The organism is Phenylobacterium sp. LjRoot219, from assembly GCF_964252995.1.
Classification (GTDB): domain Bacteria; phylum Pseudomonadota; class Alphaproteobacteria; order Caulobacterales; family Caulobacteraceae; genus Phenylobacterium.
The window spans coordinates 891,459-913,815 of the sequence record NZ_CAXUQI020000001.1; the positions used below are offsets into that span (position 1 = coordinate 891,459).

At 71.4% G+C, this 22,357-nt stretch carries 22 protein-coding genes and 1 pseudogene; 18 read left to right on the forward strand and 5 right to left on the reverse strand.

From position 1 onward, the window contains the following. Nucleotides 1-6: 6 nt before the first annotated feature. The 3 genes and pseudogenes from flgA to flgF all read right to left on the reverse strand — a co-directional run bounded on the left by flgA (nucleotide 7) and on the right by flgF (nucleotide 2,312). Nucleotides 7-775: pseudogene (gene flgA, locus ACSQ14_RS04405) on the reverse strand (flagellar basal body P-ring formation chaperone FlgA). Next, entirely contained in the window at nucleotides 775-1,563 is a 789-nt protein-coding gene (gene flgG / locus ACSQ14_RS04410; RefSeq protein WP_436010115.1) for a flagellar basal-body rod protein FlgG, read from the reverse strand. The pseudogene flgA and the gene flgG overlap by 1 nt, the downstream one beginning before the upstream one ends. Before the next feature lie 11 nt (nucleotides 1,564-1,574). Continuing rightward, nucleotides 1,575-2,312: a flagellar basal-body rod protein FlgF gene (gene flgF / locus ACSQ14_RS04415; protein ID WP_436010117.1), complete on the reverse strand. Its 738-nt coding sequence runs from the start codon at nucleotides 2,310-2,312 to the stop codon at nucleotides 1,575-1,577. Nucleotides 2,313-2,530: 218 nt separating this feature from the next. On the opposite strand from flgF, the gene ACSQ14_RS04420 reads away from it, so the two are divergent. From ACSQ14_RS04420 to ACSQ14_RS04440, 5 genes are read left to right on the forward strand one after another with little or no spacing between them, the layout of a single operon-like run. After that, nucleotides 2,531-3,118 carry a flagellar basal body-associated FliL family protein gene (locus tag ACSQ14_RS04420; protein WP_436010119.1) on the forward strand — a complete coding sequence of 196 codons (588 nt, stop codon included), beginning with the start codon at nucleotides 2,531-2,533 and terminating at the stop codon, nucleotides 3,116-3,118. A 33-nt stretch (nucleotides 3,119-3,151) separates the two neighbouring features. Next, entirely contained in the window at nucleotides 3,152-4,210 is a 1,059-nt protein-coding gene (fliM, locus tag ACSQ14_RS04425; RefSeq protein ID WP_436010121.1) for a flagellar motor switch protein FliM, read from the forward strand. After that, nucleotides 4,207-4,698, forward strand: coding sequence for a DUF6468 domain-containing protein (locus ACSQ14_RS04430; RefSeq protein WP_436010123.1), 492 nt, complete (start codon nucleotides 4,207-4,209; stop codon nucleotides 4,696-4,698). Before fliM ends, ACSQ14_RS04430 begins: the two co-directional genes overlap by 4 nt. Next, entirely contained in the window at nucleotides 4,695-5,558 is an 864-nt protein-coding gene (locus tag ACSQ14_RS04435; RefSeq protein ID WP_436010125.1) for a MotE family protein, read from the forward strand. The genes ACSQ14_RS04430 and ACSQ14_RS04435 overlap by 4 nt, the downstream gene beginning before the upstream one ends. Before the next feature lie 5 nt (nucleotides 5,559-5,563). Next, a complete protein-coding gene (locus tag ACSQ14_RS04440) occupies nucleotides 5,564-8,497 on the forward strand; it encodes an endoglucanase (RefSeq protein ID WP_436010127.1) in 2,934 nt (977 codons plus the stop codon). 150 nt (nucleotides 8,498-8,647) lie between these two features. On the opposite strand, the gene fliP is transcribed toward ACSQ14_RS04440, so the two are convergent. Both fliP and ACSQ14_RS04450 read right to left on the reverse strand, forming a co-directional pair. Continuing rightward, on the reverse strand, nucleotides 8,648-9,436 hold the full coding sequence (gene fliP, locus ACSQ14_RS04445; RefSeq protein ID WP_436010129.1) for a flagellar type III secretion system pore protein FliP: 789 nt from the start codon (nucleotides 9,434-9,436) through the stop codon (nucleotides 8,648-8,650). Continuing rightward, nucleotides 9,433-9,705, reverse strand: coding sequence for a flagellar biosynthetic protein FliO (locus tag ACSQ14_RS04450; protein WP_436010131.1), 273 nt, complete (start codon nucleotides 9,703-9,705; stop codon nucleotides 9,433-9,435). Before ACSQ14_RS04450 ends, fliP begins: the two co-directional genes overlap by 4 nt. Nucleotides 9,706-9,797: 92 nt before the next feature. Here ACSQ14_RS04450 and flgB point away from each other — a divergent pair, with 92 nt between their 5' ends. The 13 genes from flgB to ACSQ14_RS04515 all read left to right on the forward strand — a co-directional run bounded on the left by flgB (nucleotide 9,798) and on the right by ACSQ14_RS04515 (nucleotide 22,168). Further along, nucleotides 9,798-10,211, forward strand: a complete 414-nt coding sequence (gene flgB / locus ACSQ14_RS04455) for a flagellar basal body rod protein FlgB (protein ID WP_436010133.1) — start codon at nucleotides 9,798-9,800, stop codon at nucleotides 10,209-10,211. 17 nt (nucleotides 10,212-10,228) lie between these two features. Continuing rightward, a complete protein-coding gene (gene flgC / locus ACSQ14_RS04460; RefSeq protein WP_436010135.1) occupies nucleotides 10,229-10,648 on the forward strand; it encodes a flagellar basal body rod protein FlgC in 420 nt (139 codons plus the stop codon). A 10-nt stretch (nucleotides 10,649-10,658) separates the two neighbouring features. Next, nucleotides 10,659-10,973, forward strand: coding sequence for a flagellar hook-basal body complex protein FliE (gene fliE, locus ACSQ14_RS04465; RefSeq protein ID WP_436010137.1), 315 nt, complete (start codon nucleotides 10,659-10,661; stop codon nucleotides 10,971-10,973). 188 nt (nucleotides 10,974-11,161) lie between these two features. Continuing rightward, a complete protein-coding gene (locus ACSQ14_RS04470; RefSeq protein WP_436010139.1) occupies nucleotides 11,162-11,938 on the forward strand; it encodes an ATP-binding cassette domain-containing protein in 777 nt (258 codons plus the stop codon). Then, complete coding sequence (locus ACSQ14_RS04475; RefSeq protein ID WP_436010141.1) at nucleotides 11,935-13,485, forward strand: glycine betaine ABC transporter substrate-binding protein; 1,551 nt, start codon at nucleotides 11,935-11,937, stop codon at nucleotides 13,483-13,485. The genes ACSQ14_RS04470 and ACSQ14_RS04475 overlap by 4 nt, the downstream gene beginning before the upstream one ends. Before the next feature lie 186 nt (nucleotides 13,486-13,671). Further along, on the forward strand, nucleotides 13,672-13,935 hold the full coding sequence (gene fliQ, locus ACSQ14_RS04480; protein ID WP_436010143.1) for a flagellar biosynthesis protein FliQ: 264 nt from the start codon (nucleotides 13,672-13,674) through the stop codon (nucleotides 13,933-13,935). A gap of 14 nt (nucleotides 13,936-13,949) precedes the next feature. Continuing rightward, the gene (fliR, locus tag ACSQ14_RS04485) at nucleotides 13,950-14,705 is read left to right on the forward strand and encodes a flagellar biosynthetic protein FliR (protein WP_436010145.1); all 756 of its coding nucleotides are present in this window, start codon (nucleotides 13,950-13,952) and stop codon (nucleotides 14,703-14,705) included. Between the two features lie 4 nt (nucleotides 14,706-14,709). After that, nucleotides 14,710-15,795, forward strand: coding sequence for a flagellar biosynthesis protein FlhB (flhB, locus tag ACSQ14_RS04490; RefSeq protein ID WP_436010147.1), 1,086 nt, complete (start codon nucleotides 14,710-14,712; stop codon nucleotides 15,793-15,795). Nucleotides 15,796-15,871: 76 nt separating this feature from the next. Then, on the forward strand, nucleotides 15,872-17,953 hold the full coding sequence (cckA, locus tag ACSQ14_RS04495; RefSeq protein WP_436015355.1) for a cell cycle histidine kinase CckA: 2,082 nt from the start codon (nucleotides 15,872-15,874) through the stop codon (nucleotides 17,951-17,953). Between the two features lie 99 nt (nucleotides 17,954-18,052). Beyond that, the gene (locus tag ACSQ14_RS04500) at nucleotides 18,053-19,123 is read left to right on the forward strand and encodes a hypothetical protein (protein ID WP_436010149.1); all 1,071 of its coding nucleotides are present in this window, start codon (nucleotides 18,053-18,055) and stop codon (nucleotides 19,121-19,123) included. Further along, the gene (locus ACSQ14_RS04505) at nucleotides 19,116-19,352 is read left to right on the forward strand and encodes a hypothetical protein (RefSeq protein WP_436010151.1); all 237 of its coding nucleotides are present in this window, start codon (nucleotides 19,116-19,118) and stop codon (nucleotides 19,350-19,352) included. Before ACSQ14_RS04500 ends, ACSQ14_RS04505 begins: the two co-directional genes overlap by 8 nt. A gap of 84 nt (nucleotides 19,353-19,436) precedes the next feature. Beyond that, entirely contained in the window at nucleotides 19,437-20,207 is a 771-nt protein-coding gene (locus tag ACSQ14_RS04510) for a dienelactone hydrolase family protein (RefSeq protein ID WP_436010153.1), read from the forward strand. 119 nt (nucleotides 20,208-20,326) lie between these two features. After that, nucleotides 20,327-22,168 (forward strand): DUF885 domain-containing protein, encoded by a 1,842-nt coding sequence (locus ACSQ14_RS04515; protein WP_436010155.1) that lies wholly within the window; start codon nucleotides 20,327-20,329, stop codon nucleotides 22,166-22,168. The last annotated feature ends 189 nt before the right edge of the window (nucleotides 22,169-22,357 follow it).

The following is a 22,357-nucleotide window of genomic DNA, read 5'->3' on the forward strand; positions in this document are numbered from 1 at the left end:
AGGTCCTTAGCGGAGCGCGTAGCGGCTGGGGGCGGCCTTCAGGCCGGCGGCGGCGGGGCCGACCACGGCCTGCCCGGGACCGACGGCGACGGCCGGGATGATCTTCTTCGAGGCGGTGTTCTGGACGTTGAAGGTCTCGCCGACGCTGGCGGCCTGCATCGCCTTGCCTTCGAGCGACAGGGTGATCCCTTCCGAGGCGAAGGTGATGGTCACCGTCTCGCCGGCCTTGATCACCTGGGCGGCGCCGACGTCGCGGGCGGCCACCACGGCGCCGGCGCGCAAGGGACGCTTGGCGGCCAGGCCGATCACCGCCTCGGCGTCGGCCGGCGCGCCGGCCGGGGCCACGGCGGCCTTCGCCCAGACCAGGTCGGCCGCGCCGACGATCTCGCCGGCCTGCAGGCTGCGGGCGTAGGTCAGCACCTCGACGTTGCCGCGGGCGGCCGCGCCTGCGGCCGCGGCGGCAGGCCCGGCGGCGCGGGGCGCCGGCCGGCGCGCCGGAGACGACGATGGTCCGCAGGCCCTCGGCGTTGGCCCAGTCGAGGCCGGAGCGGGCGGCGGCCAGCTGCACGGCGCGGGCGTTCAGGATCACCGAGGCGCTGCGGCGCGCGGCCACCGGCACGCCGGCGGCGGCCCCGGCGCCCTCGAACAGGTCGCCCAGGGTGACCACCACGTCGGCGCTGACCGTATCCGGCTTCAGCGAGACGGCGGTGCCGGCCAGCGCCGGGGCGGCGGCCGCCAGCACGGCGGCGGCGAGGAGGAGGGCGGGCGCTTTCATCAGGATTTGATCTGGTTGGCCACGCCCAGCATGTTGTCGGCGGTGGAGATGACCTTGGAGTTCATCTCGTAGGCCCGCTGGGCGACGATCAGGGCGGTGATCTCCGACACGGCGTCGACGTTCGAGGCCTCGGTGAAGCCTTGCATCAGCTCACCGACGCCTTCGATGCCGGGCTGGCCGACGGTCGGCGGGCCGGAGGCGGCGGTCTCCAGGAAGAGGTTGCCGCCCTGGGCCGACAGGCCGCCCTCGTTGATGAAGGTGGCCAGCTCCAGGTTGCCGACGGTGTTCGGCGCCGGGTTGCCGGGCACCTTCACCTGCACCTGGCCGGCCTTGGAGATCGACACCTCGGTGGCTTCGGCCGGAATGGTGATCGCCGGCTCGATCAGGTAGCCGGCCTGGGTCACCAGCTGGCCCTGGTCGTTGACCGCGAAGTTGCCGGCGCGGCTGTAGCCGGTCTCGCCGGTCGGCAGCTGCACCTGGAAGTAGCCGCGCCCGTCGATCGCCATGTCGAGCTGGTTGCCGGTCTGGGTCAGCGTGCCCTGGGTGGCGATGCGGTAGACCGAGCCCGCCTTGACGCCGGCGCCGACCTGAACGCCGGTCGGCACGATGTTGCCCTGGTCGGACGACTGCGCGCCGGCCGCCTCGAGGGTCTGGTAGAGCAGGTCCTGGAACTCGGCGCGCTGCTTCTTGAACGCGACCGTATTCATGTTGGCGATGTTGTTCGAGATGACCTCGACGTTCATCTGCTGGGCCGCCATGCCCGTCGCAGCGGTGCGGAGCGCCTGCATCGTTCAGTCTCCTACTGGACCCGGCCCATGCGCTGCACGGCGGTCTTCGAAAGTTCGGCGGTGGAATCCATGATCCGGGCCATCGACTCGTAGGCCCGGCTGACCTCGATCATCCGGGTCATCTCGACGATCGGCTGGACGTTCGAGCCCTCCAGCATGCCCTGGCGCACGCGCGCGCCTTCGGCGGCCTGCGGCTGCTGGTTGGAGGTGTTGCGGTAGAGGTTGTCGCCGGCCTTCTCGAGGGTGGCGAGCGTGCCGAAGGTGACCAGGCCGAGCTTGCCGACCCGGGTTGTCCCCTGGGTGAGGGTGCCGTCCTCGCCGACGCTGAGCTGGCCCTCGGCCGGGTCCAGGGTGATTTCGCCGCCGCCGTCGCCCAGCACCGCCAGGCCGCCCTGGGTGACCAGCCGGCCGGTCTCGTCCAGCGTGAAGCGGCCGTCGCGGGTGTAGCGCGGGCCGTCCGCGCCCGACACCTGGAAGAAGCCCTTGCCTTCGAGCGCCAGGTCCAGCGGCGCGTCGGTGCGGCGCAGCGCGCCCTGGCCGAAGTCGCGGGCGACGCCGTCGGCGCTGACGAACTTCACCGGCTGCGGACCGCCCATGGTGACCGCCGGCGCGGCCGGGTCGGTCTTCTCGATCAGCGACTCGACCTTGAAGCCGGCAGTGTCGGCGTTGGCGATGTTGTTCGCCACAATGTCCATCTGGCGACGCAGGACCATCTGGCGCGACAGGGCGACGTAGAGGGCGTTTTCCATTAAGACCTTGGGGTCCCGGCGGTGACGTTACGGCCCCCTCGCTGCAAGCAGCGGGCCAGGCCGAAAACCCAAGGAATTCCAGACACTAAAATAGTTAACGGCGGCCACCCGGCGAAAACTGCCGGGCAGGTCTGACCGCCCGTTAAACTCGGTTAAGAACCGCTTCTTAACCAAATCGGCGCGATTGAGACGAGAATAAGATTCTAAGGAACGCGCGCGTGGCCGAGGCCAAGGTCAAGGAAGCGTCGCCGGATGAGGCGGACGCCGAGGGCAACGAAGGCGGCGGGGCTAAGAAGAAGCCCCCGCTTAAGCTGATCCTCATCGCCGCCGCCGCTGGCGTGCTGGTGCTCGGCGGCGGCGGGACCGCGGCCTTTCTGCTGATGCAGCCGAAGGACGGCGCGCACGCCGAAAAGCCCAAGGAAAAGAAGAAGGGCAAGGAAGAGCACGGCAAGGGCAAGGAAGGCGAGAAGGGCGCGCCCCAGGTCCGCGAGGGACCGGACGGGGTGCTGTTCGTCACCCTGCCGGACATCGTCGTGAACATGCAGACCGCCGACGGGCGGCCGACCTTCCTGAAGCTGAAGCTGACCCTGGAGATGCCCGACCAGCACGCGGTCGACGAGCTCGGGCCGAGCATGCCGAGGCTGCAGGACATGTTCCAGACCTTCCTGCGGGAGCTGCGGCCCGAGGACCTCTCCGGCAGCCAGGGCTCCTATCAGCTGCGGATGGAGATCCTGCGGCGGGTGAACCTGGTCATCGCGCCCTCCAAGGCCAATGCGGTGCTGATCGAGGAGATGCTCATCAACTAGCGCCCCTAAAGGCGCCGGTTGGGCTTCGCGCGCATGGCCGACGAGAACGACAAGAACGATTGGGCTTCCAGCGGCGGCGCTCCGGCGCCGTCCGGCGACGGGCTCGCCGCCGAGCGGATCCTCAACCAGGACGAAATCGACAGCCTGCTTGGCTTCGACTTCTCCGACGACGAGGCCGAAGAGCGGACCGGCATCCGCGCCATCATCAACTCGGCGCTGGTCTCCTACGAGCGCCTGCCGATGCTCGAGATCGTCTTCGACCGCCTGGTGCGGCTGATGACGACGTCCTTGCGCAACTTCACTTCGGACAACGTCGAGGTCAGCCTCGACAACATCTCGTCGATCCGCTTCGGCGACTATCTGAACTCGATCCCGCTGCCGGCCATCCTGTCGGTGTTCCGCGCCGAGCAGCTGAACAACTTCGGCCTGATGACGGTCGACTCCAACCTGATCTATTCGATCGTCGACGTGCTGCTGGGCGGCCGCCGCGGCACCGCGGCGATGCGCATCGAGGGCCGGCCCTACACCACCATCGAACGGATGCTGGTGCAGCGGATGGTCGAGGTGGTGCTGAACGACGCCGCCGAGGCGTTCGAGCCGCTGACACCGGTCAACTTCACCCTCGACCGGCTGGAGACCAACCCGCGATTCGCCGCCATCGTGCGTCCGGCGAACGCCGCCATCCTCGTCAAGCTCCGCATCGACATGGAAGACCGCGGCGGCAGAATCGAGCTCCTGTTGCCCTACGCGACGCTCGAGCCGATCCGGAAAATGCTGCTGCAGCAGTTCATGGGCGAGAAGTTCGGGCGCGACAACATCTGGGAAGGCCACCTGGCGACCGAGCTCTGGACCACCAACGTCGAGGTGCGCGCGGTGCTCGACGAGCAGCAGCTCAGCCTCAGCGACGTCCTGAACCTCAAGGTCGGCGACACCATGATGCTGAACGCCACGCCTGACAGCCTGATCCAGTTGAAGGCCGGCGCGATCCCGCTCACCCGCGGACGCATGGGCCGGCGCAACGCGCATATCGCCGTGCGCGTCGAGGCGCCGCTGGCCCCCAACGCGCGGCAAGCCCTGCAGAGGTTCCCATGAGCCTCGTCAGCCTGGCGATGAACGTTCTGCTGGCCCTCTTGCTGATGGCCGCGCTGGCGATGGGCTGGCGGCTGAACCGCCGGCTGAAGACGCTGCGCGAGAGCCACGAGGGCTTCGCCGTGGCGGTGCGCGAGCTGAACACCGCCGCCGGCCGCGCCGAGCAGGGGCTGGCCGATCTGCGCGCGGCCACCGACGAGGCCGTCGACCTGCTGTCCGACCGCATCGAGAAGGGCCGGGCGCTCGCCGCCAAGCTCGAGAAGCTGGTGCAGGACGCCCCCGCCGTCGCGTCGCGCCGCGAGCCGCCGGCCGATCCCGACCTCGCCCAGGAGCGCCGTCTCGGCGCCTTGCTGGCCGCCGCCCGCGAAGCCCGCGCCCGGCCCGAACGGCTGGCACATCGCGAACCGGCCGCCCGACCCAAGCCCGCCTTCGAAGACGACCTGTTCGACGACCCGGCCCCCGAGCCCAACCTGCGGGGAGCCCGCCGATGAAATCCGTCCCGCGCATCCTGCCGCTGATCGGCGTCGCCGCCGGCGGCGTGCTGGCGATCAACGCCCTGGCCGGCGCCCGCGAGCTGCCGGACCTGCTGTCCGGCGCCAAGGCGTTCGCCGAGGGCGCGGCCAAGACCGACAAGTCCGGCAAGGAGGGCGACGCCAAGGGCGAGGCCGCCGCGACCGGCAATGCGACCGACGCGGCCGCCACCGGCGTGCCGGGGCTGGCGCCCGCCGCGCCGCCCAAGCCGGGCTGCGCGCCGACCGCCGCCGAGCTCGCCAAGGAGGCCGGCCTCTCGCCGGCCGAACTGCAGGTCCTGCAGAGCCTGGGCGCGCGCCGCGGTCAGCTCGACCAGCGCGAGAACGACCTGGAGACCCAGCTCGCGCTGATGGCCGCCGCCGAGGCCAAGCTCGACGCCAAGGTCAATGCGCTGAACGCCCTGAAGGCCGAGGTCCAGGGGCTGCTGACCCAGGCCGACCAGAAGGAGGCGGGCGAGATCGACCGTCTGGTGAAGGTGTTCGAGGGCATGAAGCCGAAGGACGCCGCGCCGCGCATGGTGCTGCTCGACGACGCCGTGCGGCTGCCGATCGCGGCCAAGATGAAGGAGCGCGCGCTCTCGGCGATCATCGCCCAGATGCCGCCGGCGGAAGCCAAGAAGCTGACCGAGAACCTGGCCAAGCGCTTCACCGAGGCCCGCTCCATCGCCGCCAACGCCGCCGCCGTGGCGAACCCGCCGGCCGACCCGGCCGCCGCGAAGGCCGCCGCCGGCAGGACCCCGGCCAAGCAGGCCGCCGCCCCGGCCCCCGCCGCCAAGCGCGCGCCCGCCGCTGCCGCCGCGCCGGCGGCCAAGGCCGGCTGACGCCTGTGAGCCTGCGCCAGGCCCTGCGTTCGAGCGTCGCGGCGGTCTGCATCGCCAGCCTCGCTGCGCCCGCCGGCGCGGTCGGTCCGCAGGCGGCCCCGGCCGCGCACGGGCCGCTCGACGTCCATGTCGCCCAGGCCGAGAGCTTCTCGCGCGTCGAGTTCCATTGGCGAGGCAAGGGCGGCCAGGCGCAGACCACGCGCGACGGCCAGACCATCACCTTCCGCTTCGGCCGCGACGCCGATCCCGACATCGCCCGCCTGCGGACCGCGCCGCCGCGCTGGATCAAGACCGCCGAGAAGCGCCATGTCGGCGGCCGGCTGGAACTGGTGCTGACCCTGGCCGACGACGCCGACGCCAAGGTGGGCGTCGCCGACGGGGCGACCTTCGTCAACGTCTACGCCAAGCCGGAGGCGGGCGCGGTCCAGACCGCCGAAGTGATCACCGGGCCAGCCGAGCCCGAACCGCCCCGGCCCAATCCGACGCCCGCCGGCGGCGTGGTGCGGATGGATTCCAAGGTCGTCGCCGGCCAGGTGCAGCTGAGCTTTGCCTGGGCCAACCCGGCCGGCGCGGCGGTGTTCCGTCGCGGTGACGCGATCTGGGTGGTGTTCGACGCCGCCGCCGACCTCGACATCTCCAAGGCCCCGCGCGGCGTCGGCCAGTTCGGCGCGATCCAGGCGTTCCGCGGGACCGACTATTCGGCGATCCGCATCGCCGGCGCGCGCGGCGTGCCGCTGTTCGCGGTCGCCGAAGGGGCGACCTGGACCATCGCGCTCGGCCCGGGCCAGCAGAGCCAGCCGACCGTCGTGCGGCTGCAGCGCGATGGCGACAGCGCCCAGCCGGCGCTGAAGGCGCCGGTCGCCGGCGCGACCCGGGTGATCCGCCTGCCGGACGCCGACGCCGGCGACACCCTGACGGTGGTCACCGCGCTCGGCCCCGCCAAGGGGCTCGCCTCGCGGCGCGACTACGTGCACCTGGCCTTCCTGCCGTCGGTCCAGGGCCTGGCGATCCAGCCGCGGGTCGACGACCTCGCCGTCCAGCGCGAGGGCGACATTGTCCGCCTGAGCCGGCCCGGCGGCCTGACCTTGTCGGCGGCCTGGGCCTCGCAGCGGCGCGAGCAGGACAGCCTGGGCGCGCCGCAGCCGGCGGCGATGCCGGCGCTGATCGACTCCGAGCACTGGGCGAAGACCGGCGAGGGCGGCTTCCTCGCGCGCTACAACGCCCTGCTCGCCGCGGCGACCGTGGAATCCGGGGTCCGCGACCGCGACGGCCCGGTCGCCGCGCGGATGGCGCTGGCGCGCTTCCTGGTCGGCTCCGAGCTGTCGTTCGAGGCGATCGGCGTGCTCAACGCCGCCGCCCGCGCCCATCCGGAGCTGATGGACAACGCTGAGTTCCGCGGCCTGCGCGGCGCAGCGCGGGTGATGGCCCGGCGCTACCAGGAGGCCGAGGCGGACTTCTCCGCGCCGGCGCTGGTCGAGGACCCGTCGGCGGCGCTGTGGCGCGCCTACATCGCCGGCAAGCAGGCGCGGTGGACCGAGGTCCGCAGCCAGTTCGCCAAGGGGGCGGAGGCCTACGCCCTGTTCCCGCCGACCTGGAGGGCGCGCTTCGCCCGGGCCGACGCCGAAGCCTCGCTGCGGCTGGGCGACCTGATGGCCGCCGAGACGCGGGTCGGGCTGGCGCTGGCCGAGAAGGTCGATCCGCTGGAGGAGCTGGCCACCCGGCTGGTGCAGGCCCGGGTCGTCGAACTGCTCGGCCACAAGGACCGGGCGCTGCGCATCTATCAGGCGATCAGCCGTGCGCCGCTGGAGTCGCTGTCGGCGCCGGCGCTGCTGCGCGCCACCCAGATCCGGCTGGAGCAGGGGGCGATCACCCCGGTGCAGGCCTCGGTGGTCTACGACAACCTGCGCTACCGCTGGCGCGGCGACGCGACCGAGCTGGAGACGATCCGCGCGCTCGGCCAGCTCTATCTGGCCCAGGGCCGCTACCGCGAGGCGCTCGAGGCGCTGCGCTCGAGCGGCGGCCGGCAGCCGAACCAGCCGGAAGCGGTGCAGTTGCAGGCCGACCTCGCCGCCGGCTTCCGGGCGCTGTTCCTCGACGGCATGGCCGACGGCCTGGAGCCGGTCCAGGCGCTGGCGCTGTTCTACGACTTCAAGGAGCTGACCCCGCTGGGCGCCGACGGCGACCTGATGGTCCGCAAGCTGGTCCGCCGGCTGGTCGACGTCGACCTGCTGCCGCAGGCCGCCCAACTGCTGAAGTACCAGGCCGAGAACCGCCTGGACGGCGTGCCGCGGGCCCAGGTCGCGACCGACCTGGCGGTGATCTACCTGATGGACCGCAAGCCCGAGCAGGCGCTGCAGGCGATCAACGCCTCGCGCACCACGGTGCTGCCGACCCCGCTGGCCGCCGAGCGCCGGCTGGTCGAGGCGCGCGCCTGGACCGGGCTCGGCCGCTTCGACTCGGCGCTGGAGATCCTCGGCAAGGACGTCTCGCGCGACGCCCAGGACCTGCGCGGCGAGATCACCTGGAAGCAGAAGGACTGGGCGACCGCCGGCCCGCTGTTCGAGAAGGCGCTCGGCGAGCGGTTCAAGAACGCCGAGCCGCTCTCCGCCGAGGAGGAAGGCAAGCTGCTGCGCGCCGGCGTCGCCTACAGCCTGGCCGGCGACGACGCCGCGCTCGCCCGGCTGGAGCAGCGCTACCAGGGTTTCTACGAGCAGGCGCACAATCCCGAGGCGCTGCGCGTCGCCCTGTCCGGCGAGCCGCTCGGCCGGCTGAGCGTCGCCGACTTCGGCCGGGTCTCCGCCGACAACGAGACCTTCGCCGGCTGGGTCGCCAAGATGAAGACCCGCTTCAAGACCGCCCGCCCGCCGGTCGGCCCCGGCAAGCCCGCCGCCGCGGCCAAGCAGGCCCAGGCGGACGCCGCCGGCCCGGCGCGGGGATAGCCTCCAAAATAGCTCCGTCATCGCCCGGCTTGTCCGGGCGACCCATCCCAATGCCGATCGACCACAGCTGTGGCCGGCGCTTTGGGCTGGATGGCCCGGACAAGCCGGGCCATGACGGATGAAAGGAGGCGGGGGCCTGCCCCCGCTTACTCACTTCGGGATGAAGCTCTCGACCAGGCTGCCGCAGACCAGTCGCCAGCCGTCGACCAGCACGAAGAAGATCAGCTTGAACGGCAGCGACACGGTCACCGGCGGCAGCATCATCATGCCCATGCTCATCAGCACGCTGGCGACCACCAGGTCGATGACCAGGAACGGCACGAACAGCAGGAAGCCGATCTCGAAGGCGCGCTTCAGCTCGGAGATCATGAAGGCCGGGGTGACGACGCGCAGCGGGGTGTCGGCGGCGGTCGCCGGGCGGGGGATCTTCGAGAGGCGGACGAACAGCGCCAGGTCGTCGGCCCCGACCTGGCTCAGCATGAAGCGCTTCACCGGCGCGCCGGCGGCGTCGAACGCCTGCGGCAGCTCCATCTGCTTGTTGAGCAGTGGCTTCACGCCCTGCTGGTAGGACTGCTCCAGGGTCGGGCCCATGACGATGGCGGTCAAAAACAGCGCCAGCGAGATGATCACCGAGTTCGGCGGGCTCTGCTGCAGGCCAAGCGCGGTGCGCAGCAGGCTCAGCACCACCACGATCCGTACGAACGAGGTGGTCATGATGACGATCGACGGGGCCAGCGACAGCACCGTCATCAGCCCGATCAACTGGACCACGCGTTCGGTCAGGCCGGCGCCGGTGCCGAGGTTGATGTTCACCGCCTGGGCCGCGGCGACGGCCGGGAATACCAGGCTGGCCAGGGTGATCAGGGCCGCCAGGCCCGCGGCGCGGCGCCAGTCCTCGGCCGGCAGGCCGCCGACCGCTTTCAGCAGCTGACGCATCACGCCCGCTCCGCACCGGCCGGAGCGTCCAGCAGTCGGCCTTCGCCCAGCAGCAGCAGCCGCTCGCGGCCGTCGCAGGAGACCAGCACCAGCCGCCGCGAAGGGTCGAGCACCAGGGTCTCGACGATCGCCAGCCGGCGTTCTTTCTTGGAAGCCCCGAAGCGGGCCAGGGCGTCGGGGCCGAACCGGCGCAGCGCCGCCGCGCACAGGCCCATCAAGCCCAGGGTTAACGCGAGCGCGAACACCGCGCGGGCGAAATCAGCAAGATTCATAAGCGCTTCTGCGTGTGAGGAGGGAAGCTCCATCGCACGCTGGCCCGAGTCGATTAAGCGCTGATTAACCCTGTTTATTCACCATGTTCCGCATGGACCTCTCGCAGATTCCTCTGTTCGCCATGCTGCGCGGCCGCCTGGGGTATCTCTCCCAGCGCCAGCAGGTGGTCGCCGAGAACGTCGCCAATTCCGACACCCCCGGCTTTGCGCCTAAGGACCTCAAACCGTTCAGCTTTCAGGCGCAGATGCAGGCCCAGGCGCGCAGCGCGGCCTCGGTGACCCACCCGGGCCACATCCCGCTGTCGCGCAGCCAGGGCGGCGCCGTTTCCGGCTGGAACCCGGTTACCCAGCGCGACTCAGAGACCAGCCTCGACGGCAACTCGGTGGTGCTGGAGGAGCAGATGATGAAGCTGTCCGACGCGCGGATGAATTACGACGCGGCGATCGGCTTCTACCAGAAATCCCTCGGCCTCCTGCGTCTGGCGACGCGGGCGCCGGGCCGCTAGGCGCAGGAGCGAGTTAGATGGCCGACGTGAAGTCCTCCACGGGAATCACCCAGTCGATCGCCGCCTCGGCGCTGCGCGCTCAACAGGCGCGGATGCGGATCATCGCCGAGAACCTGGCGAACTCGAACTCCACCTCGCGCACGCCCGGCGGCGACCCCTACCGGCGGCAGGTGCCGGTGTTCCAGCCGACCAAGGTGTCGGGCGCCAACGGCGTCGCCATGGCCCGGGTCGAGCCGGACCAGACCGACTTCAAGACCTCCTACGAGCCTGGCAATCCCGGCGCCAACGCCCAGGGCTACGTGAAGGAGCCCAACGTCGATCCGCTGATCGAAGCGCTCGACATGAAGGAGGCGCAGCGCGCCTACGAGGCCAACCTCAACGTCATCGAGACGGCGCGCGCGATGGACACGCGCACCCTCGAACTGCTGCGCAAGTAGGAGCTAGCCGATGATCACCGCGCTCTCGGCCGCCAAGGCCTACGCCGATGTGCAGAAGGTCGCCAACGTCGCCGGCGGCATGTCCGGCGCCGGCGAGGCCTCCGGCGTCGGCGGCTTCGCCGACGTCCTGAAGTCGGCGATGACCGACGCGGTGCAGGCGTCGCGCAAGGCCGAGTCGCAGATGGCCGCCCAGGTGCAGGGCAAGGCCGAACTGGTCGACGTGGTGACCGCCATCTCCGCCGCCGAGACCAGTCTGGAGACGGTCATGGCGGTGCGCGACCAGGTGATCAGCGCCTACCAGGAAATCATGCGCATGCCGATCTGACGGCGGCGCGTCCCTCGTTTCCGCTCGTCCCCGCGAAAGCGGGGATCCAGGCTTTTTTGTCTGATGAGCCGAGGGCGGCGGTCGCTGGGTAACGAAAAACACCTGGGTCGCCGCTTTCGCGGGGAAGAGCGGGGGCGAGGGCGGTGACGCAGCGCAACCACTGCGCCTCCGCCGTGTTAACCTGCGCCATGGCCGCTCCGATGATCGAGCTCGAGCAGGTGGCGAAGCGCTACGGCGCCGAGGCCGCGCTCGACGGCGTGTCGCTGCAGATCCCGCGCGGCCAGTTCGTCGCTCTGGTCGGGCCCTCCGGGGCCGGCAAGACCACGCTCCTGAAGACCCTCAACCGGCTGATCGAGCCGGACGCCGGACGGATTCGCATCGACGGCCATGAGGTGCACGAAGGCCCGGCCTACGCGTTGCGCCGGCGGATCGGCTACGTGTTCCAGGAGATCGGCCTCTTTCCGCACCTGACGGTCGGCCAGAACATCGCCGTCACCCCGAAGCTGCTGGGCTGGGACAAGGCGCGGATCGCCGCCCGGGTCGAGACGCTGCTCGGCCTAGTCGACCTGCCGCCGGCGATGGCCGGGCGGTTGCCGGCCGAGTTGTCCGGCGGCCAGCGCCAGCGGGTCGGCGTCGCCCGTGCGCTCGCCGCCGAGCCGGCCACCGTGCTGATGGACGAGCCGCTCGGCGCGCTCGACCCGGTGACCCGCGATACGCTCGGGGCCGACTACCGCGCGCTGCACGAACGGCTCGGCCTGACTACGGTGATGGTCACCCACGACATGGCCGAGGCCGTGCTGCTGGCCGATCGGCTGGTGGTGCTGAGCAGCGGCAGGATCGTCGGCGACGGCGCGCCGGCCGCGTTGCTCGCCGAGACCCAGGATCCCGACGTGCGGGCCCTGCTCGAGGCCCCGCGCCGGCAGGCCGAGCGGCTGCGCGCCCGGCTGGACGGGGCGCGGCCGTGAGTCCCCGCCTGAGCGCCGCCCTGGCGCTGCTGCCCGAATACCTCGCCTGGCACGTGGCGCTGTCGGCGGCGGCGCTGGCGCTCGGGGTGGCGATCAGCCTGCCGCTGGCGATCGCGGCCAGCCGCAGCCCGCGCCTGCGCTGGCCGCTGCTGGCCGGCGCGGGGCTCGTCCAGACGATCCCCAGCCTGGCGCTGCTGGCGCTGTTCTACCCGCTGCTGCTGGCGCTGTCGGCGCTGAGCGCGCGGCTGTTCGGCCAGAGCTTCTCGGCGCTCGGCTTCCTGCCGGCGCTGCTGGCGCTGACCCTCTATTCGGTGCTGCCGATCCTGCGCACCGCGACGGCCGGGGTGCTGGGCGTCGATCCGGCGGTGACGGCGGCGGCGGACGGCGTCGGCATGACCTCGCGCCAGCGGCTCTGGCAGGTCGAGCTGCCGCTGGCCGCGCCGGTGATCATGGCGGGCGTCCGCACCGCCGCGGTCTGGACCATCGGCGCGGCGACGCTGTCGACGCCGGTCGGCCAGACCAGCCTCGGCAACTACATCTTCTCCGGACTGCAGACCGAGAATTGGGTCGACGTGCTTGTCGGCTGCGCCGCCGCCGCGGCCCTGGCGCTGGTCGCCGACCAGCTGTTGGGGCTGATCGAGGCCGGCATCCGCACCCGCAGCCGCCTGCGCCTGTTGGTCGGGGCGCTCGGCCTGGCGCTGGGCGTCGCCGCGGCGCTGTCGCCGCTGGCCTTGGCCGGCGGCCGTCCGGCCTATGTGGTCGGGGCGAAGAACTTCTCCGAGCAGTACATCCTGGCTGAGCTCATCGCCGGGCGGCTGCAGCGCGAGGGCGCCAGCACGCAGCTGAAGCAGGGGCTGGGCTCGGCGGTCGCTTACAGGGCGCTCGCGGCCGGCGAGCTTGACGTCTACGTCGACTATTCCGGGACGCTGTGGACCAACGTCCTTCAGCGCACCGACAATCCCGGGCGCGCGGCGGTGCTGCGCGAGCTGACCGCCGAGCTGAAGCGCCGCGACGGCGTGGAGGTGCTGGGCTCGCTGGGGTTCGAGAACGCCTATGCGCTGGCGATGCGGACGGACCGGGCGCAGGCGCTGGGCGTCGCCTCGATCGCCGACCTCGCCGCCCGCGCGCCGGGCCTGACGCTGGGGGCCGACCTCGAGTTCCTGGTCCGGCCGGAGTGGCGCGCGCTGGAAGCCGCCTACGGCCTGCGCTTCAAGACCAAGCGGTCCTACCAGCCGACCTTCATGTACCGCGCGCTCCTCGGCGGCGACGTCGACGTGATCAGCGCCTTCTCCTCCGACGGCCGCATCGCCGCCGACCGGCTGGTGGTGCTGAGCGACCCGAAAGGCGCGATCCCGCCCTACGACGCGGTGGTGCTCATCGCGCCGAAGCGGGCTGGCGACGAACGGCTGCGGCAGGCGCTGGCGCCGCTGATCGGCAAGATCCCCGTCGAGGCGATGCGCGCGGCCAACTTCAGCGTCGACCGCGACGCCGGCAAGGTCACGCCGGCGCAGGCGGCGCGGGCGCTGGAGCGGGAGTTGGGGCTGTAGTCCACTCCTCCTCCCGTCATCCCGGATCGGCCTTGCAGGCCGTCCGGGATGACGAGCTCTGTTCGATGCTCTCTCGGCAATTCTTGCCGGCTTCGTTAACGAAAGTAGCCGTTCGTTAACCATATCCCGCCGACCTTCAAAGCCCGCCTCACAGGCGATTCCGCAGGCTCAGAAAGGGACGATGGGATGAACGGCGCCGAGGTTCTGGATGTTGGCCGCGACGCCATCTGGCTCACCATCCAGCTGTCCGCGCCGGTGCTGATCGTCGGTCTGGTGGTGGGCGTGGGCATCGGCCTGGTGCAGGCGCTGACCCAGGTGCAGGAGCAGACCCTGGTGTTCGCGCCGAAGATTGTCGCGGTGTTCGTCTCGCTCCTGGTGTTCCTGCCGCTGATGGGCGCGCTGATGAGCGGCTTCATGCGCAACATCGCCGCCCGCATCGCGGCGATGTAGGCCGCGCCCCGCGCATGGAGAGCTACGCCACCGCCCAGCAGGTCTTCGTGGGCGGCCTGGTCTTCGCCCGGTTGGCAGCGATCGTCATGCTGGTTCCCGGCATCGGCGAGACCTTCATCCCGGCCCGGATCCGGCTGTCGCTGGCCTTCGTCATGACGATCGCGCTGTTTCCGGTGCTGAGCGTCGGCGCGCCTGCGCTGCCGGGCACCTCGGCCGAGCTGGCCGGGGCGGTGATCAAGGAGGCGCTGATCGGGCTGATGATCGGCGCGATCCTGCGGATCTTCATGAACGCCCTGGCGGTGACCGGCGAGATCGTCTCGATCCAGACTACCCTGTCGTTCGCCCAGACCGCCAACCCCGGCCAGGCGGCGCCGTCGACGACGCTCGGCACCTTCCTGACCTTGCTGGCGCTGGTGCTGATCTTCGCCACCAACCTGCACCACATGTTCCTGAGCGCGATCGTCCGCTCCTACACCCTGTTCCCGTTCCACAAGGTCGTGCCGGTGGGGGACGCCGGGCTGCTGGCGGTGCAGACGGTCGGCAAGTCGTTCGCGCTGGGCGTGCAGCTGTCCGCGCCGGTGCTGGTGTTCGCCTTCATCTTCAACATCGCCACCGGCCTGGTCGGACGGGTGATGCCGCAGTTCCAGGTCTTCTTCGTCGCCTCGCCGCTGCTGGTGCTGACCAGCCTGTCGGTCTTCGCCCTCAGCCTGGGCGTGATCGGCATGGTCTTCATCGATCGCTACCGCGAGCTGGTGAAGGTCTTCGGGTAGCGGCATGGCTGACGATAAAGAAGCCGCCTCCCGCACAGAGGAGCCGACACCGCATCGGCTCCAGCAGGCGCGGGAAAAGGGCGATGTCGCCAAGACCATGGAGCTGCCGCAGCTCGCCTCGCTGGCCGCGGCGGTCAGCGTGCTGGCGGTCTCCGGCGGCTGGATCTGCCGCAACCTCGCCACCCAGCTGTTGCCGTTCATCGCCCATCCGGACTCGATCCCGCTGCAGGGGATCGGCGGCATGACGGTCGCCCGCCATGTGCTGATGGCGGCGCTGCCGGTGGTGCTGATGGTGCTGCTCGCGGCGGGCTTCGCCGGGGCGGCGGGGCATCTGGCGCAGACCGGGCTGATGTTCACGCCCGACAAGATGAAGCTCGACTTCAGCAAGCTCTCGCCGATGCAGGGGCTGAAGCGGATCTTCGGCCTGGACGGGCTGATCCAGTTCGCCAAGTCGTTGGTGAAGGTGGCCGTCGTCGGCGTCCTGGCCTGGTGGATCCTCAAGCCGCACATGGTGGAGATGCGGCAGCTGGCCACGCTGGAGCCGGCGGCCATCCTGCCCTTCCTGGCCGACATCCTTCGCCGGCTGGTGTTCGCGGTGCTCGGCCTGCTGCTGGTGATCACCGGCGCCGACTGGTTCATCCAGAAGCAGCGCTTCATGGCGCGCATGCGGATGAGCAAGGAGGAGCTGAAGGAAGAGTTCAAGAACACCGAAGGCGACCCGCACGTGAAGGCGCGGCAGAAGCAGATCCGCGCCGAGCGTTCGCGCCGGAGGATGATGCAGGCCGTGCCGAACGCCACCATGGTGGTGATGAACCCGACCCACTACGCCGTCGCGCTGAAGTACGTGCAGGGCGAGGACGACGCCCCGCTGTGCGTCGCCAAGGGGATGGACGCCATCGCCCTGAAGATCCGCGACGTCGCCCGGGAGGCCGGCGTGCCGGTCATCGAAGACCCGCCGTTGGCCCGCGCCCTCTACGCCGCGGTCGAGATCGACGACGTGATCCCGCCCGCCCACTACCAAGCCGTGGCCAAGATCATCGGCTTTATCATGAAGCAAAGCCGCCGCCGTGCGACGGCGCGCCCGCTGTGAGACAATTGCCATGACCGATTCGCTGAGCCCGGTCGCAGGGCCTGGGATTTCGCAAGGGGGCTTTGCGCGCGCGACGATGGCCGAGCCCAAGTCCAACAGCAGCAAACGCCGCAGATCCGACGCGCTGACCGCCGCGGCGGTGGGCTTCTTCCTGCTCGCCGTCGGCTTCACCGCCTGGGTGGCGATGCACTCCAGCCCGGTTCTGCTGGCCACGCTGATGCTGCTCGCGGGGCTGGCCGGCGTCGCCTGCCTTGGCCTGTTCGTGCTGCGCGGTTCGGCCGAGCCGGCGGCCGATCCCGAGCTTGCGCCGGAGCGGCTGATCGAGGCGCTCGACGAGGCCGCCGCCCTGGTCGCCGCCGACGGCCGGCTGCAGGCGATGAACCGCGCCTGGCGCGAGAGCGTCGGCGCCGCGCCGCGCCTGCCGAAGACCGGGACCGCCGCCGCCAGCCTGTTCGCGGCGCTGGCCGCCGCCCGCCGCGGCGAGCCGGCCCGCGCGTCGCTGCGGCTGGGCGGCGCGGAGCGGAGCGCCGTGGTCACGCCGTTCGGCGCGCGCCGCTTCCTGGTCCGTCTGGCCGGCGAGCCCGGCGGCGCGCTGGCGCTGCCGGCCGCGGCGCTGGAGGTGATCACCGCGTTTTCGTCCGCCGGCGCGCCGCCGCCGAAGGTGCTGGACGCCTTCGCCGCGGCCTCGCCGTTCGGCGCCGCCCTGCTGGACGGCGAGGACCCGTTCGCCGCGGTCATCGTCGAGGCCAACCCGGCGCTCAAGGCGGTGGCCGGCGGCGGCGAGCCCGGCCAGGCGTTCGGCGCGCTGATCGAGCCCGCGAGCCGCGCCGACGCCGCCCAGCGGCTGGCCGCCGGCACCGCCGGCGCGGCCCCGCTGGAGGTGCGCCTGGCCCACGACCCGGCGCGCATCGCCCACCTCTACCTGTCGCGCACCGACGGCCGCTGGGTCGCCTATCTGGTCGACGTCTCCGAGCAGAAGCAGATCGAGCTGCAGCTGGCGCAGAGCCAGAAGATGCAGGCGATCGGCCAGCTGGCCGGCGGCGTCGCGCACGACTTCAACAACCTGCTCACTGCGATCTTCATGCAGCTCGACGTGCTGGCCTCGCGCCACCCGGTCGGCGATCCCTCCTACGAGGGGTTGAACGAGATCCGCCAGACCTCGGCCCGCGCCGCCGACCTGGTGCGCAAGCTGCTGGCCTTCTCGCGCAAGCAGACGGTGCAGCGCGAGATCCTCGACCTCGGCGAGTTGATCAGCGAGTTCGAGGTGCTGCTGCGCCGCGTGCTCTACGAGGACGTCAAGCTCGCCACCGAGTACGGCCGCAACCTGCCGCAGGTGCGCATCGACCGCAGCCAGCTGGAGACCGCGGTGATGAACCTGGCGGTGAACGCCCGCGACGCGGTGCGCGCCCACGGCGGCGGCCAGGTGACCATCCGCACTGGTCGCCTGACCCAGGAGCAGGCCGTCCAGATGGGCTATCCGGGCGCCCAGGGCGAGCAGGCGCTGATCGAGGTCGCCGACGACGGTCCCGGCATCGCGCCGGAGATCCGCGACAAGATCTTCGAGCCCTTCTTCACTACCAAGCCGGTGGGCGAGGGGACCGGCCTGGGGCTGGCCACCGTCTACGGCATCGTCAAGCAGGCCGACGGCTTCATCCACCTGCACAGCGTCGTCGGCGAAGGCACCGCCTTCCGCATCTTCCTGCCGGTGCACCACCAGCCGGCGATGGCAGCCGCCGCTCCGGCTCCGGCCCAGCCGAAGCGGGCGGTCGCCCGCGACCTCTCCGGCGCCGGCCGGATCCTGTTCGTCGAGGACGAGGACGCCGTCCGCGGCGTCGCCGCCAAGCTGCTGCGCGCCCGCGGCTACGAGGTGATCGAGGCGGCCAGCGGCGAGGAGGCCCTGGAGCTGGCCGAGGCCCACGCCGGCGAGATCGACCTGATGATCTCCGACGTGGTGATGCCCGGCATGCAGGGGCCGGATCTCCTGAAGGCGGCCCGCTGCTACCTCGGCGAGGCCCCGGTGATGTTCATCTCCGGCTATGCCGAGAGCGAGTTCTCGGACCTGCTGGAAGGCGAGACCAACGTCTCCTTCCTGCCCAAGCCGATCGACATTAAGACCCTGGCCGAGCGGGTGAAGCAGGAACTGCAGAAGGCGGCCTAGGCCCGCGAAGGGCGTTCCGCCGCGGCGCTGACGCTTGTCTTCGAAGGCCCCCGCCTTCAAAGATCGCGGCTCTATTCCACGAGTCAGGGCGAATCCGACGTGTCCGAAACCAGCGCCGCCGCCCAGAAGCCGCTCACCGAAGCCGACATCGTCGGCATGGCCATGGAGGCCACGGCGGAGGGGCGGTTCGCGCAGGCCGAGCAGCTCTATCGCAACCTGCTGAAGGTCCTCCCCTCGGCGATCGGCGCGGCCAACCTGGCGGTGCTGCTGCAAGAGCTCGGGCGGCCCGACGAGGTCGAGCCGTTGCTGCGCGAGACCCTGGCCCGGCGCCCGGGCGACCCGCACCTGCATTGGCACCTGGCCTTCCTGCTGCTGCGGCAGGGCCGCTACCTGGAGGCCTGGCCGCTCTACGACGATCGTCGGGCGCGGCTCGACTGGAACCAGCGGCTGAGCTTCGCCGAATGGCGCGGCGAGCCGATCCGCTCGCTGCTGGTGCTGCCGGAGCAGGGCCTGGGCGACCAGATCATGTTCGCCCGGTTCATCCCGGTGCTGCAGGCCCGCGGCATCGAGGTCACCCTGGTCTGCCTGCCGCCGCTGACGCGGCTGTTCGCGTCGCTCGGCGTCAAGGTGATCGCCGCGCAGGGCAGCATCGACATTCCGCGGCACGACGCCTGGATCCTGGCCGGCTCGCTGCCCGGCCGCCTGGCGGTGACGCTGAACTCGGTCCCCGGCGCGCCCTATCTGCCGAGCCGCCCGGGCGGCTCGGGCGTCGGTTTCGTCGGCAAGGGCAATCCGATCCACACCAACGACAAACGCCGCTCGCTGCCCGACGCCCTGGCCGCCGAGGTGTTGAGCTGGCCGGGCGTGGTCAGCCTGGCCCCCGAGGACACCGGCGCGCGCGACCTCGAAGCCACCGCCCGGATCATCGACGGCCTGGACCTGGTGCTCACCGTGGATACGGCGGTCGCGCACCTGGCCGGCGCCATGGGCAAGGACTGCTGGGTGCTGCTGTCGCACGTCGGCGACTGGCGCTGGCCGCACGATAGCGACGAGACCCCCTGGTATCCCTCGGTGCGCCAGTTCCGCCAGCCGGCGGCCGGCGACTGGACCAGCGTGCTGGCGCAGGTGCGCGCGGCGCTGGCCGAACGGCGCGGCGAACGCCATGGCTGAGCCGGTCGTCGCCCGCCGGCGCACGCCGGCCGCCGCCTGGGCCGCGGGCGCCGTCGGCGCGGCTGCGGTGGGCTCGCTGGCGCTCGGCGCCGTGGCCATCGGCGCTGTGGCCATCGGCGCGCTGGCGATCGGCCGGCTGGTGGTGGGCCACGTGCGGATCAAGCGGCTGGTCGTCGACGAACTGACCGTCCGCCGGCTGAACGTGATCGAGCAACGCCGCGATCGCTGAGCGCGAGTTCGCGCATCCAAACCGCCGTCTTTTCGTTGCCACGCTCAAAAGCGCGTTTTGTGTGGGCCGGGCGAGGAGACGACGATGATCGAGCAGACGGTCGATATTCCCACTCCCGCCGGCGCGGCGAGCACCTTCATCGCGCATCCGGAGCGTGACGGCCCGCATCCGCTGGTGATCGTCTTCATGGACGCGCCGGGGGTGCGCGAGGAGCTGCGCGGCATGGCCCGCCGGCTGGCGAGCGTCGGCTACTACGTGATGCTGCCCAACCTCTATTACCGGGCCGGCGTCGAGGAGATGCCGCACCTGACCTCGCTGCCGACCTCGCAGGCGCGCGAGGAGGTCTACGAGCTGATGAGCACGCTGGCCACGCCGGCGGTGATGGAGGACGCTGAGGCGCTGCTCGACTACGCCGACCGCGATCCGGCCGCGAGCCCCGGGCTGGCCGGCTGCATCGGCTACTGCATGAGCGGCCAGTACGCGGTGAACTTCGCCGCGCGGCACCCCGAGCGGATCGGCGCGGCCGCCTCGATCTACGGGGTGAAGCTGGTCACCGACCAGGACGACAGCCCGCACCTGATCCTGCAGCGGGCGACCGCCGAGTTCTACTTCGCCTGCGCCGAGCACGACGACTGGTCGCCGGTCGAGCTGGCCGAGCCGCTGGAGCAGGCGGCGAAGGCCTATGGGCCGCCCACCGAGGTCGAGATCTACGCCGGCGCCCACCATGGCTTCGCCTTCCCCGAGCGTCCGGTCTACGACCTAGCCGCGGCCGAGCGGCACTGGGAGCGGCTGTTCTCGCTGTTCCGTCGGCGGCTGCAGGCGCCGGCGGCGGTCGCGGTGGCGGAACAGGCCTGAGGGCGGCGGTTAGCCCCGCACTACTGCGAATTCACCGCCTGGGCGGGGGCGAAGCCTTGCCACGAGGTCGACGGCGGTCGTAATCCAAAGCGTCACAATATGTAACATGGAGCCGCGCCGTGCTGAGCCGCCGCAATCTGCTTCTGACGGCCGGGTCGCTGGTCCTGGCCGGTTGCGCCACGGCCGAGCCGCCGCCGGCCCCCAGCGCGCCGCCGCCGCCCGCCCCGCCGGCCCCGAACCCGGCGGCGCAGCTCACGACCGAGCTCGACCGCCTGTTCGCCGAAGCCCTGCAGGAGAGCCCGCAGCTGGTCACCAGCCTGGGCCTCGACAGCGGCGAGCACGCCGCGGCCAAGTCGCAACTGGACGACCCGTCGCTGGCCCACCTGGAGCACATGCGGGCGCTGAACGCCGACCAGCTCAAGCGGCTGCAGGCGATCGACCGGGCCCAGCTCAGCGGCATGCCGGCGGTGAACTACGACTCGGTGATCTTCGGCCTGGAGACGACAGCCGAGGCGGATCGCCGGTTCGCCTACGGGCTGCAGGGCGGCGGCGCGCCCTATGTGCTGAGCCAGCTCACCGGCGCCTACCAGACCGTGCCGAGCTTCCTGGCCACCCAGCACGGCATCGAGACCAAGGCCGACGCCGACGCCTATCTCGCCCGGCTGGAGGCGTTCGCCACGATCATGGACCAGGAGACCGAGCGCGCCCGCCGCGACGTCGGCCTGGGCGTGATCCCGCCGGACTTCGTGATCGACCGGGCCCTGACCCAGATGAAGGGGCTGCAGGTCGCGCCGGAGGCCTCGCCGCTGGTCACCTCGCTCGCCGATCGGGCGAAGGCCAAGGGCGTCGCCGGCGACTACGCCGGGCCGGCCGCGCGGATCTTCGCCGACAAGGTCATGCCGGCGCTCGGCCGGCAGGTCGCGCTGATGCAGGAGCTGCGGCCGAAGGCGGTGCATGACGCCGGCTGCTGGCGGCTTCCCGACGGCGAGGCCTACTATGCCCTGTCGCTGAAGGTCGGCGTGACCAGCCAGATGACCCCGGACGAGGTGCACCAGATCGGCCTCGAGCAGGCGCGGGAGCTGTCCGCCCGCGCCGACCTGCTGCTGAAGAAGGTCGGCATGAGCAAGGGGACGGTCGGCGAGCGCATCTCCGCCCTCTTCAAGGACAAGCGCTACTGGTACCCCAACACCGACGCCGGCAAGGAGAAGCTGATCGCCGACCTGAACGCCCAGGTGCGGGCGATGCAGGTGCGGCTGCCGCAGCAGTTCGCGACGCTTCCCAAGGCCCCGGTCGAGGTCAAGCGGGTGCCGAAGTTCATCGAGGCCGGCGCGCCGGGCGGCTATTACAACACCCCGAGCCTCGACGGCTCGCGGCCCGGCATCTACTGGATCAACCTGCGCGACACCGCCGAGGTGCCGCGCTGGACCCTGCCGACGCTGACCTATCACGAGGCGATCCCCGGCCATCACATGCAGCTGTCGCTGCAGCAGGAAGCCGACCTGCCGATGATCCGGCGGGCCTCCTTCTACTCGGCCTACGGCGAGGGCTGGGCGCTCTACGCCGAACAGCTGGCTCAGGAGATGGGCGTCTACGAGGACGACCCGCTGGGCGAGATCGGCTACCTGCAGGCGGCGCTGTTCCGCGCCGCGCGGCTGGTGGTCGACACCGGCCTGCACGCCAAGCGCTGGAGCCGCGAGAAGGCGATCGCCACCATGTCGGCGATCGACGGCGAGCCGGGCTCCAGCACCGCCACCGAGATCGAGCGCTACGCGGTGTGGCCGGGCCAGGCCTGCAGCTACATGGTCGGCAAGCTGACCTGGCTGCGGCTGCGCGAAAAGACCCGCACGGCGCTCGGCCCGAAGTTCGACATCCGCGCCTTCCACGACGCCGGCCTGCTCTCCGGGGCGATGCCGCTGACCGCGCTGGAGACCGTGGTCGACGGGTACGTGGCGCGGGCGTAGCTCGCGCAAAGCGCCCCCTCAGTCAGCTTCGCTGACAGCTCCCCCGCACGCGGGGGAGCAGCGACCGCTCCTCCCCTGCGAAGCGGGGGAGGTGGATCGGCGCGGAACGCGCCGAGACGGAGGGGGCGTCGGGGGTGGGTGACACACCTTCGACACGGGGACTAGGCTAGCCTCCCGCATCCAGCCCAG

What these genes read in the sequence shown, in the direction of transcription:
- flgG (WP_436010115.1), bottom strand. Translation starts at nt 1,563, where the DNA reads ATGCAGGCGCTCCGCACCGCTGCGACGGGCATGGCGGCCCAGCAGATG.
- flgF (WP_436010117.1), bottom strand. Translation starts at nt 2,312, where the DNA reads ATGGAAAACGCCCTCTACGTCGCCCTGTCGCGCCAGATGGTCCTGCGT.
- fliM (WP_436010121.1), top strand. Translation starts at nt 3,152, where the DNA reads ATGGCCGACGAGAACGACAAGAACGATTGGGCTTCCAGCGGCGGCGCT.
- ACSQ14_RS04430 (WP_436010123.1), top strand. Translation starts at nt 4,207, where the DNA reads ATGAGCCTCGTCAGCCTGGCGATGAACGTTCTGCTGGCCCTCTTGCTG.
- ACSQ14_RS04435 (WP_436010125.1), top strand. Translation starts at nt 4,695, where the DNA reads ATGAAATCCGTCCCGCGCATCCTGCCGCTGATCGGCGTCGCCGCCGGC.
- ACSQ14_RS04450 (WP_436010131.1), bottom strand. Translation starts at nt 9,705, where the DNA reads ATGAATCTTGCTGATTTCGCCCGCGCGGTGTTCGCGCTCGCGTTAACC.
- flgB (WP_436010133.1), top strand. Translation starts at nt 9,798, where the DNA reads ATGGACCTCTCGCAGATTCCTCTGTTCGCCATGCTGCGCGGCCGCCTG.
- flgC (WP_436010135.1), top strand. Translation starts at nt 10,229, where the DNA reads ATGGCCGACGTGAAGTCCTCCACGGGAATCACCCAGTCGATCGCCGCC.
- fliE (WP_436010137.1), top strand. Translation starts at nt 10,659, where the DNA reads ATGATCACCGCGCTCTCGGCCGCCAAGGCCTACGCCGATGTGCAGAAG.
- ACSQ14_RS04470 (WP_436010139.1), top strand. Translation starts at nt 11,162, where the DNA reads ATGGCCGCTCCGATGATCGAGCTCGAGCAGGTGGCGAAGCGCTACGGC.
- fliQ (WP_436010143.1), top strand. Translation starts at nt 13,672, where the DNA reads ATGAACGGCGCCGAGGTTCTGGATGTTGGCCGCGACGCCATCTGGCTC.
- fliR (WP_436010145.1), top strand. Translation starts at nt 13,950, where the DNA reads ATGGAGAGCTACGCCACCGCCCAGCAGGTCTTCGTGGGCGGCCTGGTC.
- flhB (WP_436010147.1), top strand. Translation starts at nt 14,710, where the DNA reads ATGGCTGACGATAAAGAAGCCGCCTCCCGCACAGAGGAGCCGACACCG.
- cckA (WP_436015355.1), top strand. Translation starts at nt 15,872, where the DNA reads ATGGCCGAGCCCAAGTCCAACAGCAGCAAACGCCGCAGATCCGACGCG.
- ACSQ14_RS04505 (WP_436010151.1), top strand. Translation starts at nt 19,116, where the DNA reads ATGGCTGAGCCGGTCGTCGCCCGCCGGCGCACGCCGGCCGCCGCCTGG.
- ACSQ14_RS04510 (WP_436010153.1), top strand. Translation starts at nt 19,437, where the DNA reads ATGATCGAGCAGACGGTCGATATTCCCACTCCCGCCGGCGCGGCGAGC.